Source organism: Novosphingobium sp. SG919, assembly GCF_012932495.1.
GTDB lineage: Bacteria > Pseudomonadota > Alphaproteobacteria > Sphingomonadales > Sphingomonadaceae > Novosphingobium > Novosphingobium rhizosphaerae.
Map to the genome: position 1 here is coordinate 2070936 of NZ_JABCNG010000001.1, position 13786 is coordinate 2084721.

Consider the following 13786-nt stretch of genomic DNA (forward strand, 5'->3'; position numbering starts at 1 on the left):
CGAGACCAAGCCCGCGATCATCACAGCGCGGTCGGCAAGCCGATCCGCCGCTTGAGCTGCTCTCGCGAAGCGCGCAACGCAATCGATGCCGTCTCGTCGTCCAGCGTTCGGGCCAGGGTCATGGCGCCGACCATCTCGGCCAGGACCGAGGCCGCCAGCACGTCCGGTTCGGGCGCGCCAAGCCCGGCCAGGGCCTTTGCCAGCGCGGCGCGAAACGCGGCGATGCCTTGGGCAAAACGCTGGCGAGCGGCCTCCGGCATGCGGCTCGATTCACCCCCCAGGCTGGGGATCGGGCAGCCCACATCGGTCCGCCGCCGCGCTTCCTCGGAAAGGTAATAGTCGATGAGCAACGACAGGCCCCTCGCCGGCTCGTTCCCGGTGAGATATCGTCTTACCATCGCATCGCTATCGCCAAACATCCGGTCCACCGCATGGGCAACCAGATCGTCACGGTTTTCGAAATGCGCATAAAAGCCGCCATGCGTCAGCCCTGCGCGCTTCATCAGCGCGGCAACGCCGATCCCGTCGGCACCCTTTTCGCGCATCGCCTTTGCCGCTTCATCCAGGATGCGCGCGCGCGTGCGCTCCTTGGGCGTCATGGTCTCGCTCATCAGCTTCGTGGCTCCCATCCTCCGCCCAACGCACGAACGGCCGAAACGGATGCGCGCGCTGCCTGGGCGCGTGCCTCCGCAAGGTGGTCGGCGGCATCCAACAGCGCGCGGTCGGCATCCAGTACGTCGATCAAGGCCAGCGCGCCACCCTCGTAACCCTGCCGCGCCTGATCGCGCGAACGGGTCAGCGATGCAACCTGCTGCTGGCGCAACGCGATTTCCGCCCGCGTTTCGGCAAGGCGGGTGATCGCGGTTTCCACCTCCTCGGTCGCCTTGAGCACCGAGCCGCGAAGCTGCGCCAGCGCCTCGGCCTCTTTGCCGCGTGCCTGCGCCACTTCCGCATCGACACGGCCGAAATCGAACAGGCGCCACCGCAGCGCCGCGCCGCCGCTCGCCTGCAGGGCATTGCCGGCAAACAGGCCGCCGGTGCCGATACTGGCAAAGCCGAGCAGGCCGTTGAGGGACAGACGCGGGTAATAGTCGGCCATGGCCGCCCCGGTCCGGGCGCTGCTCGCGGCCAGATGCCGTTCGGCTGCCACCAGATCGGGGCGCCGGCGCATCAATTCACCCGGGATCGCGCTGCCGCTGGGATCGGGCGCATCGGGCACGGGCTTCGCCGCAGCCACATGCAGCAGGTCCGATCCGGCCTGCTGGCCGGTCAACACGTCGAGGCGGTTGATCTGGCCGGCGATCGCCGCGCGTAGCGGCGCCAGCGTCGCCTCCAATCCAGCGCTTTCGCCCAAGACCCGCTGGTGTTCGCGTTCGGCAACCAGGCCCTGCGCCGCCTGTTGGCCCAGAAGGTCGGCCAACCGGCGTTCGGTCGAAAGTTCGTGCGAGACGACATCGTACCGGGCCTGCAACCCACGCAACTGCAGATAGGCATCGGCCGTTTCTGCAGCAACGCTCAGGCGCACGGCGTCCTCGCTTGCCGCCGCGGCGGCAAAGTCGGCCCGCGCCGCCTCGCGCCCGCGCCGCAAGCCGCCGAACAGGTCGATTTCCCACGATGCCTGCGGGCCCACGGTATACAGAGAATAGTCGCGCGGCAGGTCCAAGCGACTGGACACCGCGCCAACGGGCGTGCGCAGCGACTGGCGCGTGCGTTCGGCCGAGGCGGCAAGGCCTGCCTGGGGCAGCAGCGCCGCACCACTTTCCTGCACGGCGGCGTGCGCCTGGCTCACCCGCGCGGCCGCGGCGGCCACATCGAGATTTTGCGCCAGCGCCATCTCGATCAGGGAATCGAGCACAGGATCGCCGAAACGGCGCCACCATTGCGCATCCGCCGCGGCGATGGGCACAGGCGCATGATAGGCAGGGGACAGGGCAATCTTGGGAGGAACATAATCCCGGCCGGCGGTGCAACCAGAAAGGGCCGAGACGGCAAGCAGGATAGCGGCAAGGCGCATGGCAAAGAACTCCTCAGTGCGCCAGATCGGGCGACGGCGGCGTGGCATTGGTGGGTGGGCGGCAGAACGGCACCATCACCAGCGCGGCGATGAACATCCAGGCGAGCAGCCGGAAGACGTCGTTGAAAGCGATGGTCAACGCCTCGCGGCCAACGATTTGGGCAAACAGATCTTGTGCCATCGCCAGGGCCTGGTGCGGATCGGGGGTGGCTTGCGCCAGGCGCCGCGCGATGCCCGCCACCATGTCCGACGCCGCGCCGGGCTGATGGCCAAGCGCTTCGCCGATCCGGCTTGACGCGATGCGGGCATGGTCACGCAGCAGGGTATTGACCACGGCAATGCCGATGGCGCCGCCCAGATTGCGCATCAGGTTGAACAGGCCAGAGGCATAGCGCAGTTCGGCTGGCTGGAAGCCCGACAGCGCCATGCTCACGCTGGGCACGATGCACAGCATCAGGGCAAGGCCACGCACGGCTTGCGGGAAAAACAGCTCCCAGAACCCCCACGCGCTGGTCATGTTGGACGTGAGCCACAGGCTTGCGGCGAACAGCGACAAGCCAACCGTGATCATCCAGCGCATGTCGACCCGCTGGCTGAGATAGGCGCTGACGACCACGCTCAACAGCTGCGTCACGCCCACCACGAACACCGTGGTGCCGATCTGCAGCGAATCGTATCCGCGGATGCGTGCCAAGTAGACCGGCACCAGATAGATCGCCGAATACATGCCGATGCCGATCACGAAATTGAACGTGCAGGCGAAGGCGAAGGTCGGCCGGCGGAACGGCTGCAACCGCACCAGCGGATTGCCGGACCGGAAGGAACGCTCAAGAAACAAGACGAAAGCGACGGCCGAGCACCAGCCGGCGATGGCAATGGTGGGATCGCCGAACCAGTCCTTGCGTGGTCCTTCCTCCAGCACATATTCAAGGCCGGCAAGGAACACCGCCATCGCCACAAAATGGCTCCAGTCGATCCGGCCGAACATCGATGGATTGGCCCGATCCACGCGAAGAATCTGCCAGGCCAGCAATGTCACCACGATGCCGGGGATGATGTTGATGAAGAACAGCCATCGCCAGTCGAGCGCCTGGGTGATCGCGCCGCCGGCACTGGGCCCCAACGTTGGCGCCAGCACGCTGACGGTGCCCAGGATGGCCGGGATCAGCGCCCGTTGCGCGCCGCTGAAGATCGTGAACCCCACCGCGAAGACCAACGGCACCATCGCCCCGCCGGTAAACCCCTGCAGCGCGCGGAAGGCGATCATCGATTCCATGTTCCACGACAGCCCGCACATGAGGCTGGAGAAGGTGAACATCCCCGCCGACATGACAAACAGCCAGCGGGTCGACATCGCCCCGGCAAGATAGCCCGACAGCGGGATCATCACGAGTTCGGCCATCAGATAGGCTGTCTGCACCCAGCTCACTTCATCCGGGCCGGCAGCGAGCCCTGCCTGCACGTCGCTGAGCGAGGCAGACACGATCTGGATATCGAACAGCGCCATGAACTGGCCGAACGCCATCACTCCAAAGATCAGGAACTTGCGCGCCGTCGGCATCGCCGAAGGGTCTGCCGACCAGTCCTGACCAAGCTCCATCAGCCATCCCACGAACCCGCTTCCTTTCCGATCGCCGAAATATGACTCGACATATGATGAACGTCATACAATATGATGTTCATCATATACGCAAGCAATCTCTGCAAGGAGGCGCGCGGTGAGCGCAAAGCCAATGGATGAACAATCGGAAGGACAGCGGCAAAGCGAAGGCTTGCCGCCAGCTGCGCAGAGTGCCGGCGCGCCCGCGAAGGCGCAACGCCGAGGGCCCGGCGGCCGCACGTTGCTGGTTTCGGCACTGGCGCTGGCGGCAGCGGCAGGCGGCGCCCTGTGGATCATGGCGCGTCCATCGGTCGAAGCGACCGACGATGCTTATGTCGCGGCCGATTCAACCACGGTGGCGCCGAAAGTTCGCGGCCTGGTTGGCGCCGTGTTCGTGCGCGACAACCAGGTCGTGCACGTCGGTGATCCCCTCGTGCGGATCGATTCGGAAGAATTCGATGCCAAGGCGGCGAGCGGGCGTGCCGATCTGGCGGATGCGGAAGCCGATGTCGCCGCAGCGCGCGCGGCGCTCGTCAGCCTTGACGCAGAAGAGCGGTTGGCCGCAGCGCAGGTTACCGCGGCGCGCACCACGATCCGTTCGACCGCCGCCGAGGCTGAGCGCGCGGAAACCGATCGCCAACGCTATGACGCCCTGGTTGCCACAGGTGCTGTCGCACGCCGCGATGCCGAGACCTATCGTGCCACGGCGATCGACGGCGCGCAGGCGGCCGCCCGTGCCAAGGCACTGCTGGCCGTGTCGCGGCAGCAGGCGAGCGTGACAGCGGCACGCCGCCCCACCTTGCTCGCCGCGCTCGAAAAGGCGCAGGCAACACGACAGCGCGCGATCGCCGCACTCGATCTCGCGCGTCAGGATCAAGCCCATACGATCATCCGCGCCGCTGTCGATGGCGTGGTGGGCAATCGCCAGGTCCACGTTGGGGATTATGTTCAGCCCGGATCGCGTCTGCTCACGCTGGTGCCCATGAACGCCCTTTATGTGACGGCGAACTTCAAGGAAACACAGACCCGCGACATGCGGGCCGGGCAACGCGCGACGATCAGCGTCGACGCGCTCGACCATGCGCTCTCCGGCCGTGTCGAAAGCTTTGCACCGGGCACCGGCTCCAGTTTCTCGCTGCTGCCGTTCGAACCCGGCACCGGCAACTTCACCAAGATCGTCCAGCGGGTGCCGGTGCGCATCCGCTTCGACCCCGGGCAAGCCGCCAGCCCGGTGCTGCGGCCCGGCCTGTCCGTCACCGCCAAAGTCCGACTGTCCAACTGACTCGCTTTACAGGAGAATGACCATGTCCCTCGGAACAGCTCTCATCACCGGCGCATCCACCGGCATCGGCGCCATCTATGCCGACCGCCTCGCCCGCCGTGGCCACGATCTCGTCCTCGTCGCGCGCGACGTCACCCGGCTTGAAGCGCTGGCAGCGCGCCTGCGTTCGGAAACCGGCGCCCGTGTCGACGTGCTGCCCGCCGATCTGAGCGATCGATCGCAACTCGCCAAGGTCGAGGCGCGCATCGCCTCGGACGAAACGCTCACATTGCTGGTCAACAACGCCGGCATTTCGCTTGAAGGCACGCTGATCGACACGCCCGCGGTGACGATCGAGCACCTGATAGCCATCAACGTAACCGCGCCAACCCTGCTTGCCGGCGCAGCGGTGCGGGCATTTGCCCCGCGCGGTGCGGGCGGGATCATCAATCTTTCGTCGGTGCTCGCCCTCGCGCCGGAAATGTTCGACGGCACCTATAGCGCAACCAAGGCCTTCATCCTGAACCTGACCCAGGGCCTGGCGAAGGAAGTTGCCGACAAGGGAATCCGCGTGCAGGCCGTCCTGCCGGGGGCAACCCGTACCGAAATCTGGGCGCGGTCGGGCAAGGACATCGATTCCTTCCCCGCCGAATGGGTGATGGACGCCAGCGACCTTGTCGATGCGGCGCTGCTGGGCTTCGATCGTGGCGAGACAGTCACCATTCCGCCGCTCGCCGACGAGGCAAAGTGGCACGCGATGCAGGAAGCGCGGCTCGCCATGGCGTCCGAACTTTCCCGCCGCGATGTGGCACCGCGCTATCGCGTATCCGCAGAAAGCGCGGCGGTATAAAAACGGCGCAAGGCCGCGGCACGGGGGCGCAGGCCGCCTTCGGCCGCGGTAGCCCAACGTGCCAATCCCGTGCCGTCAGTGGAAGGCGGTCACGACCAGCATCGCGGCCATGGCCAGCATGGTCATGCCGACAATGGCATCCAGCACGCGCCATGCGGCGGGCCGGGCAAAAAGCGGCGCCAGCAGCCGCGCGCCATAGCCCAGCAGGGCAAACCAGCAGGCACTGGCCGAGGCCGCCCCGGCAATGAAGAATGGCCGCAGGGGAGCGGGATGGGTCGCCCCTGCCGCACCCATCAACAAGACCGTGTCGAGGTAGACGTGCGGGTTGAGGAACGTGAACCCGGCAAGCGTGGACAACACCTTGCCCAGAGACTGCGCGCTTCCCGCGTCCACCGAAACCGCCTCGCCCTGCGCCATGCGGCGAAAGGCGAGAAGGCCGTACCAACCCAGGAACATCGCCCCGCCCAGCGAGAGAATGCGCGTCAGTTGCGGCATGGATTTGAGAAAGGCTGCAACGCCGCTGACGCCCACGGCGATCAGCGACGCATCGGCCGCAATGCAGAAACCAACCACTGCAAGCACGTGGCGCCGCAGCAATCCCTGCCGCAGCACAAACAGATTCTGGGCTCCAATGGCAACGATCAGGGCTGCGCAGAGCGCGAAGCCGGCGGAATAGGTGGCGATGATGCTGTTCATGGCAGGCGCTATGGCCAAGTCTCAATCTTAAGAGAAACTTGATCTCCTTATCCAAATGAAGCTATGCTTCATCACATGCTCGACTATGCGGCGCTCTCGGTCGTGGCGGCGGTGGTGCGCGAAGGTACGTTCGAACGCGCCGCCGCCGCGCTCCACATCTCGCCTTCGGCCGTTTCGCAGCGGGTGCGGGCGCTGGAAGAACGGCTGGGCGCGATCCTTGTGCAGCGTAGCCAGCCATGCCAGCCCACCGCGCTCGGGCGACGTTTGTGTGCCCATTTCGAGGCCGTGCGCCTGCTCGAAACCGACCTGCTCCCCGACATGGGCGCCCCGCAGACGTCTGCCTCGCCGCCCGTCACGCTCAAGATCGCGGTCAATTCGGATAGTCTGGCCAGTTGGATGGCCCCTGCCATCGTCGGATTCTCCCGCGAAACCGGCCTTCTGGTCGAACTCGTCGTGGATGACGAGGCGCACACCGCCGATCGTCTGCGCGGCGGGGATGTTGTGGCCGCGATCACATCGGAAAGCGCACCCGTGCAGGGATGCCGCACCACCCGCTTGGGCGCCTTGCGCTACCTTGCCTGCGCCAGCCCTGATTTCGTCACGCGCCATTTTCCCACCGGCGTGACCGCACAAGCGCTCCTGCATGCCCCGGTGATGCGCTTTGACCGGCGCGATGATTTGCAGGCGCGCTGGGCGATGGACCATGTCGGGGCGCCCGTGGGCAACCAGGTGCACTGGATCCCATCGACCCGCGCGTTCCTCGATCTGGCGCTGCGCGGCCTGGCCTGGGGCATGCAGCCAGCCGTCCTCGCCCTCCCTCACCTCGATCAAGGCACGCTGGTGGAACTGGTGCCGTCCACCCCGATCGGTGTCACGCTCTACTGGACGGTTGCCCGGCTGCATGCGGCAGCGCTTCGCAAATTGACCGAAGCAGTCCGGCATGCGGCCGGGACCGTGCTGGAAGATGCTGCCGGGTCCGGCGCCCCGGCCTAGCAGGCATTCCGCTGCGGGCAATCGATGGCATGATCGTTGACCATGCCGACGGCCTGCATGAAAGCGTAGACCGTCACCGCGCCCACGAACTTGAAGCCACGTTGCTTGAGCGCTTTGGACAGCGCGAGCGAGGTGGGATCGCTCGCCGGGACCGTCAAGCCATCGCCCAGTCGCGGCACGCCATTGACGTGGGACCAAACGAATTGCGCAAAATCCTCGCCCTGCTGAGCCATGCGCAGATAGGCGCGGGCGTTGCCGATCGTCGCCTCGATCTTGGCCCGCGCCCGAATGATGCCCGCATCCTGCATCAGCACGGCGATCTTGGCCTCATCATATGCGGCCACGACCTCCGGCACAAAACCCTCGAAAGCCCGCCGGAATCCCTCGCGTCGGTGCAGGATCGTGCGCCACGAGAGGCCTGCCTGAAAGCCTTCAAGCATGAGCATTTCCCACAGCGCGCGGGATTCGTGCAGCGGGATGCCCCACTCCGTATCGTGATAGGCGGCCATCACCGGATCGCCATCGGCCCAGGTGCAGCGTGCAAGGGCGGTCATTTTTCTGCGCAAACCTTCCAAGATGCATTTCGCCGTCGTGGCCCGGATCGACCACCAGCCGGCCAACTGTAATCCGCCGCACCTGATTGCGCCAGTCAAGCGATCCGCCATTCGTGGCCTCCCAAGAGCCTGGCACGGCAGCGATCCAAGTCGGCACTTGCCTGCAAACTTATCAATGATTAGATAGCGCCAATCAACAAGCACCGTCCCGCGCCAGACAGGGCCGGCGGAGAGAGGAATGCCATGGGCCTTTGCCCGCCACCGCCAGCACCAGCGCTAACGTATAAGGAGATCGGCGTTCATGGCCGCGCCTGAAACCAATCCACCGCCCGCAGCCGGAGTGGCGCAAGGCGTCATCGTCATCCTTGCGGGTTTCCTGCCGATCCTGGCCATCGTGGCGCTGACGCCGGCGGTGCCGCAGATGGTTGCCCATTTCGCGCAGGTGCCCGGCGCCAGCACGCTCGTGCCTCTTGCCGTTACCGCCCCCGGGTTGATGACCGCGCTGTTCTCGCCGCTGATGGGCTGGTGTGCCGATCGCCTGGGCCGTCGCAGCTTGCTGATCTGGGCCACGGCGATCTACGGGGTTTTGGGGATTGCGCCGTTCTTTCTCGACAGCCTGACCGCGATCTTTGCCACCCGGCTGGCCCTGGGCATATGCGAGGCGGCGATCCTGACCGTCACCAACACGCTGATCGCGGATTACTATCCCGAAGCGGGGCGGCGGAATTGGTTGACCGCGCAAGCAGCGTTCGGGCCGGTGTTCGGCGTTTCGGTTTTGATCGGTTCGGGTGCCCTGGCTGCGGTGAACTGGCACTGGTCGTTCATGATATACGTCGTCGCGCTGCCGATGGCCGTTGCGATGGCGATCTGGCTGTTCGAACCCGCGCACAAGCGCCAGGAACAAGGCGCCAAGCCGGCGCCCTTCCCCGCCCGCCACGCGGCCGCATTCGGCGCCGTCACGCTGTTTTCGGCCTCGCTCTATTATGTCTATATCGTTCAGATCGGGCTCGCTTTCGAAGGGATCGGCCTGCGCGCTGCAGACAAAATGGGCATGCTGGTCGGGCTGGCCAATATCGGGGTGTTCCTGGGCGGGCTGGCCTTCAAGCCGCTGTCGCAACGCTTGAATGCGGCTGGGCAGGTCGCGGCGTTTCTCGCCTTTGTCGGCGCAGGGATGATCGGCATCGGCCTTGCAGGCAGCGTGCCGGTCATGACCACCTTTGCCACCATCCAGCAATTCGGGGCCGGCATTCTGATCCCCGCGCTCGTGTTGTGGGCGATGAAGGATGTGCCCTCGCACCACCGCGGGCGCGTGATGGGCATTTGGAGCGCCTGCTTTTTCCTGGGCCAGTTCACCAGCCCTCTCGCCGTCTCGATAGTGCGGTTGACCGGCCTTTCGATCGGTGGGGCGTTTGCAGCGTTGGGCGGGACGGCAATCGCCGCGGGGGTTATCGCTGCGGTCAAAGCCCGCCGCAACGCCTGATCGCGGGGGCACGGGCGCTGGCGAAAGCAAGTAAGCGTCCCGGCACCCGTGCCCGATTATTGCGCGCAAGACAGGAATGAAAGCGCCATCAGGGCCAGATCCTTCTTGTACACCATCCACTGCTGCGGCTGATGGTCTTCGCGCGCGCTGCCCAGCCCCAGTTGCCGGCACAGCACGGCATAAATCGCACGATAGATCGTGCCGGCCTTTTCCTCTGCCCGGTTGCCACCGAAGCGATCGCGATACGCCAGCAGGGCTTGCACCGCCCGCTGCGCGGCGCGTTCGGCCTGGGCCTTGCCAATGGCGCTGATCACGGGATCATGTTCGGCCCGGTCCATGCACAGGCGCAAGATCCGGGCGTGCCGCTGCAGGACCTGGGAATAGGATTCGATGAACGCCGAGAGAAACCCGGCAAGATCCACGCTATCCCGGCAGAGTTGCGCCATCATCGCCGCTTCTTCCTGCTCGACCACAATCAGCCGACGCTGCATGGCCGCGCGGATGAGATCGACCTTGGTCGGAAAGCGAAGATAGATCGAGCCGACGGAAACACCACCGATCCGGCACACTTCGAGCAAGGTGAACGCCTCGCTCTGATGGTCCGTCATCAGGCGGTCGGTGGCATCGAGCATCCGTTCCAGCGAGGCAGCACTGCGTTTCTGGCGCGCGACGTGATCCTGCCTGGGCGCACAGCCGCTCGCGCAAGGGACATCGGGATCGGGGACAAGATCGAAGCTCATGCGCCTGCCCCCGAAGATTGCCTGACCGACATCACCACACCTTCCCTTCGCCCCGGCGCGGCAACGCGATGGGCAATGCCTGGCGCCCGGTTCCCGGCACAGACATGCCCGCTACCATGGCAACCATGGTAGCGGGCGCTGCCGGGATCAGTAGCTATAGGCAATACGCAGGCCATACGTGCGCGGCGGCATGAACTGATAGGCGTTGATGTAAGGCGTTGCCGTGAAATTGCGCTGGGCATTGGCGAACACCACCTTGTCGGTGAAGTTGCGCACGAACGCGGTTACGGTCAGGCCCTTGGCTGCAGGGGCATAAGTCAGCGACAGGTTGCCCATGGCAAAGTCCGCCTGGCGGGTATCGGCGTTGTTGAACACGTCGAAGTAGTAGTCCGAGCTAAACTTGCCATCGATCCGCGGCGTCAACGAACCCGCGCCACCCATGTCGATCTTGTATTCAAGCCCGGCGGATACGGAAAGCGCTGGCGCATTGGGCAGGCGATTGCCGATCACGTTGCGCGACACGCTGCCGCCGGTCGCCGGGTCGGTGGTCAAAATGGCCGCCGTGCCGCAGCCGAAGCGGGTGTGGAGATACGTGCCATTGAGATCCAGGCGCAGGCCGCCGCGGGCAACGACAAGCTGGGCTTCCGCGCCATAGATCTTGGCATTGCCCACGTTGAAGACCCCGCTGCCGCTTGAAACCGCCGGCGTCGCCTGCGAAGCCTGGTAGCCGGTATACGTCTGGTAGAACACGTCGGCATTGAAAGTGACCGCGCCGCCAAGGAAGCGGTTCTTGGTCCCCAGTTCCCACGCCGTCACGTTTTCCGGGCCATAATCCACCGAAGGCGCCGAGCCGTTGGAATTGAACCCGCCCGACTTGTAGCCGGTGGAGAACTTCCCATAGACCATGTTGGTATTGGTGGGCGTCCAATCGAAACCAGCCAGGTAGGTCGGCTTGGATTGCGAGACATAGCCGTTGCCCAGGCCATAGTACGTGGGCAAGGTCCCCACGCAGGGCACGAATGGCCAGACAAATGCGGGGATGCCCGCGATATCGCACCGCAGCGCCGATTGGCCGGTGCGCTGCTTGACGTCGTGGGTGTAGCGAACGCCCGCCGTCAGGTGCAATTGCTCGGTCACGCGGTAATTCGCCTGGCCGAACACGGCATCGGACTTGGTCTTGATGGCATAGTCGAATGCGATCAGATCCTGCCCGGCATATGTCCCGCTCAGTTCCCGCAAGCCGTTGCGCAGCGTGTTGGCTTCCTGGAAGTGGAAGAAGCCCACTTGAACCGCCAGCGGGTTGGTCTGCGGCGTGGCAAGCCGCACCTCGTGGTTCCAGGTTCGGGGCGCTTCGGCCTGATAGAACGTGGCCCGCGACGTTGCCGACCCGCTGGCATCCAGCTTGTGGCGCCAGTCCTGCGCATCATAGCCACCGGCATATGTCAGCGTGGAATCGAGCGGCAGACCGCTGAGCGTGAATTCCCACCGCACGCGATTGCCGATCAGGCGATTTGAAGTGGGCACGTAATTGGCAAAAGTGCGCGCGTCATAGTTGGTCAAGACCGTCCCCACCGCGCCGGACAAGGCAACGTCACCGACGTCGTCGATATTGTCGTGCTGGTATTGGATCAGGCCCTCGAAATTGGCAAAGGGCTGAAACGCCAGCGTGGCGCGCCCCGAAAGCGTCGCATCGTCATCGCCGCGCCCGCCCAGCACGGTCAGATTGCGATAGCCATCGTGGCGATGCGAAATGCCGGCAAAGCGCAGCTGGATTTTGTCGCTCACCGGAAGGTCCACCCCGGCGTCCACGTTGATCGCACCGAAATTGCCGGCTTCGATCGCCACGTCGCCACCCAGCGTCTTGCCCGGCTTGCGCGTGATCAGGCTGATCAGGCCACCGGTCGAATTGCGCCCGAACAGCGTGCCTTGCGGCCCTTTCAGCACTTCCACGCGCTGCAAGTCGTACATCGACGTGTTGATCGAATAGGACCGGTTGGTGAAAAAGCCATCGCGCGCAATCGGCACCGATGGGTCACCGATTTCCGTCACGTCGGTCGATGCGATGCCGCGCACGGCAACATAACCAGTGCCGTTGCGGGCCGTGAAGTTCACGCTGGGATCGATCCGCTGCAAGGCGGCCACGCTCGTCACGCCAGCGGCCGCCAGTTGATCGCCGTTGTACACGGTCAGCGCGATCGGGGTTTTCTGGGCGCTCGAGGCAACGCGGTTGGCGGTGACGATGATGTCACCCGTCGGCACGGATCCGCTGCCATCGGCCGGCGCTTCCTCGGCATGGCCAGCCATACCCCAAAGACACGCGGCGCCAGCCATCAGCTTGATCAAAGACCTGTCCACAAACCCCTCCCTAGGTTGAATTTATCGGTTCGCCGCCGAGGCCCGGAACCAGGCCGCGGCGACCACGGGCGGACTAAGGGCCGGCGGGCAACCTGCAGGAAATCCGAAGACTGCAGGATCGCGTCGCGAGGAATCACCGTGTCCGCGCTTTCATAATTAATCGTCGATTAGATTTGATGTCCAGACGCGTCAAGTGCCATTGCGGCAGAGCGCTCCGGACGCTTCTGTTCGCCACGAGCGCCCGCTCCCAACAAAAGAAGAAAGCGCCTTTATCTCACCACGGCTTTTGGCTATGCGCCACGCCTGATCATTGATTAGATACGTTCAATAGGCGCAAGACCGGCGCCCCGCCGCTCAGCCTAGCGACCCCATCGCGGAGATCACCATGAAATTGGTTCGGTTCGGCCCCTTAGGCCAGGAAAGGCCCGGCATCGTCGACCGGGAAGGCGCGCTGCGGGACCTTGCGGCCCATGTCCCCGACATCACCCCTGATGTGCTTTCCCGCGCGAGCCTGGAATGGCTTAGCCAACTCGACATGGCATCGCTGCCGATCGTTCCGGGCACGCCGCGCCTGGGCAAGCCACTGGTCGGCACGCAACAGTTTATCGCCATCGGCCTCAACTATTCCGACCATGCCGAGGAATCGAACATGCCGATCCCTGCCGAACCGGTCGTGTTCACCAAGGCGGTGTCCTGCATCCAGGGCCCGAACGACGAGGTGCGCCGTCCGCGCAATTCGGAAAAGATGGATTGGGAAGTCGAACTGGGCATCGTGATCGGCTCGCGCGCGTCCTACGTCGATCCCGCGCAGGCGCTCGACCACGTTGCCGGCTATCTGCTGTGCGACGATCTGTCGGAGCGGGCGTTCCAGCTTGAGCGCGGCGGATCGTGGGACAAGGGCAAGGGCTGCGAAACATTTGGCCCGATCGGCCCATGGCTGGTCACGGCAGACGAAGTGGGCGATCCCCAGCAACTGGGCATGTGGCTCGACGTCAACGGGCAGCGCATGCAGACCGGCAACACCGCGAAGATGATTTTCGATTGCGCCACAATCGTGAGTTATCTCAGCCAGTTCATGGTGCTTCAACCCGGTGATATCATCACCACCGGAACCCCGCCGGGCGTGGGACTGGGCAAGCAGCCCCCCGTCTACCTGCAGGAAGGCGATGTGATCGAACTGGGCATCGACAAGCTCGGTACCCAGAAGCACAAGGTCATCGCCTGGAACGAGGGGCGCTGAGGC

The 13786-nt window shown here is 64.9% G+C and carries 12 protein-coding genes; 5 read left to right on the forward strand and 7 right to left on the reverse strand.

Going from position 1 to position 13786, the window contains the following annotated elements; genetic code table 11:
* Positions 1-20 precede the first annotated feature (20 nt).
* Genes FHT19_RS09200 through FHT19_RS09210 form a run of 3 tightly spaced genes read right to left on the reverse strand, consistent with a single transcriptional unit; the run spans position 21 to position 3626 of the window.
* Entirely contained in the window at positions 21-611 is a 591-nt protein-coding gene (locus FHT19_RS09200; RefSeq protein ID WP_169474680.1) for a TetR/AcrR family transcriptional regulator, read from the reverse strand.
* The gene (locus tag FHT19_RS09205; RefSeq protein WP_169474681.1) at positions 611-2014 is read right to left on the reverse strand and encodes an efflux transporter outer membrane subunit; all 1404 of its coding nucleotides are present in this window, start codon (positions 2012-2014) and stop codon (positions 611-613) included. Before FHT19_RS09205 ends, FHT19_RS09200 begins: the two co-directional genes overlap by 1 nt.
* A 13-nt stretch (positions 2015-2027) precedes the next feature.
* Entirely contained in the window at positions 2028-3626 is a 1599-nt protein-coding gene (locus FHT19_RS09210) for a DHA2 family efflux MFS transporter permease subunit (protein WP_248290348.1), read from the reverse strand.
* Positions 3627-3732: 106 nt separating this feature from the next.
* On the opposite strand from FHT19_RS09210, the gene FHT19_RS09215 reads away from it, so the two are divergent.
* Positions 3733-4896, forward strand: coding sequence for an HlyD family secretion protein (locus tag FHT19_RS09215; RefSeq protein WP_248290349.1), 1164 nt, complete (start codon positions 3733-3735; stop codon positions 4894-4896).
* Positions 4897-4918: 22 nt separating this feature from the next.
* Positions 4919-5725 carry an SDR family oxidoreductase gene (locus tag FHT19_RS09220; RefSeq protein ID WP_348981747.1) on the forward strand — a complete coding sequence of 269 codons (807 nt, stop codon included), beginning with the start codon at positions 4919-4921 and terminating at the stop codon, positions 5723-5725.
* A 75-nt stretch (positions 5726-5800) separates the two neighbouring features.
* On the opposite strand, the gene FHT19_RS09225 is transcribed toward FHT19_RS09220, so the two are convergent.
* The gene (locus FHT19_RS09225) at positions 5801-6421 is read right to left on the reverse strand and encodes a LysE/ArgO family amino acid transporter (protein ID WP_168555232.1); all 621 of its coding nucleotides are present in this window, start codon (positions 6419-6421) and stop codon (positions 5801-5803) included.
* 75 nt (positions 6422-6496) lie between these two features.
* Between FHT19_RS09225 and FHT19_RS09230 the strand changes: the two genes are divergently transcribed.
* Positions 6497-7414 (forward strand): LysR family transcriptional regulator ArgP, encoded by a 918-nt coding sequence (locus tag FHT19_RS09230; RefSeq protein ID WP_169474683.1) that lies wholly within the window; start codon positions 6497-6499, stop codon positions 7412-7414.
* On the opposite strand, the gene FHT19_RS09235 is transcribed toward FHT19_RS09230, so the two are convergent.
* Positions 7411-7968 carry a DNA-3-methyladenine glycosylase I gene (locus FHT19_RS09235; protein WP_169475023.1) on the reverse strand — a complete coding sequence of 186 codons (558 nt, stop codon included), beginning with the start codon at positions 7966-7968 and terminating at the stop codon, positions 7411-7413. The two genes, FHT19_RS09230 and FHT19_RS09235, sit on opposite strands and share 4 nt — an antisense overlap.
* 301 nt (positions 7969-8269) lie before the next feature.
* Between FHT19_RS09235 and FHT19_RS09240 the strand changes: the two genes are divergently transcribed.
* Positions 8270-9448, forward strand: coding sequence for an MFS transporter (locus tag FHT19_RS09240; protein WP_169474684.1), 1179 nt, complete (start codon positions 8270-8272; stop codon positions 9446-9448).
* A gap of 56 nt (positions 9449-9504) precedes the next feature.
* Here the strand turns inward: FHT19_RS09240 and FHT19_RS09245 are convergent, their stop codons facing one another.
* Both FHT19_RS09245 and FHT19_RS09250 read right to left on the reverse strand, forming a co-directional pair.
* Complete coding sequence (locus tag FHT19_RS09245) at positions 9505-10188, reverse strand: TetR/AcrR family transcriptional regulator (RefSeq protein WP_169474685.1); 684 nt, start codon at positions 10186-10188, stop codon at positions 9505-9507.
* A gap of 147 nt (positions 10189-10335) precedes the next feature.
* A complete protein-coding gene (locus FHT19_RS09250) occupies positions 10336-12543 on the reverse strand; it encodes a TonB-dependent receptor (RefSeq protein ID WP_169474686.1) in 2208 nt (735 codons plus the stop codon).
* A 385-nt stretch (positions 12544-12928) separates the two neighbouring features.
* Between FHT19_RS09250 and FHT19_RS09255 the strand changes: the two genes are divergently transcribed.
* Positions 12929-13783: a fumarylacetoacetate hydrolase family protein gene (locus FHT19_RS09255; protein ID WP_169474687.1), complete on the forward strand. Its 855-nt coding sequence runs from the start codon at positions 12929-12931 to the stop codon at positions 13781-13783.
* The last annotated feature ends 3 nt before the right edge of the window (positions 13784-13786 follow it).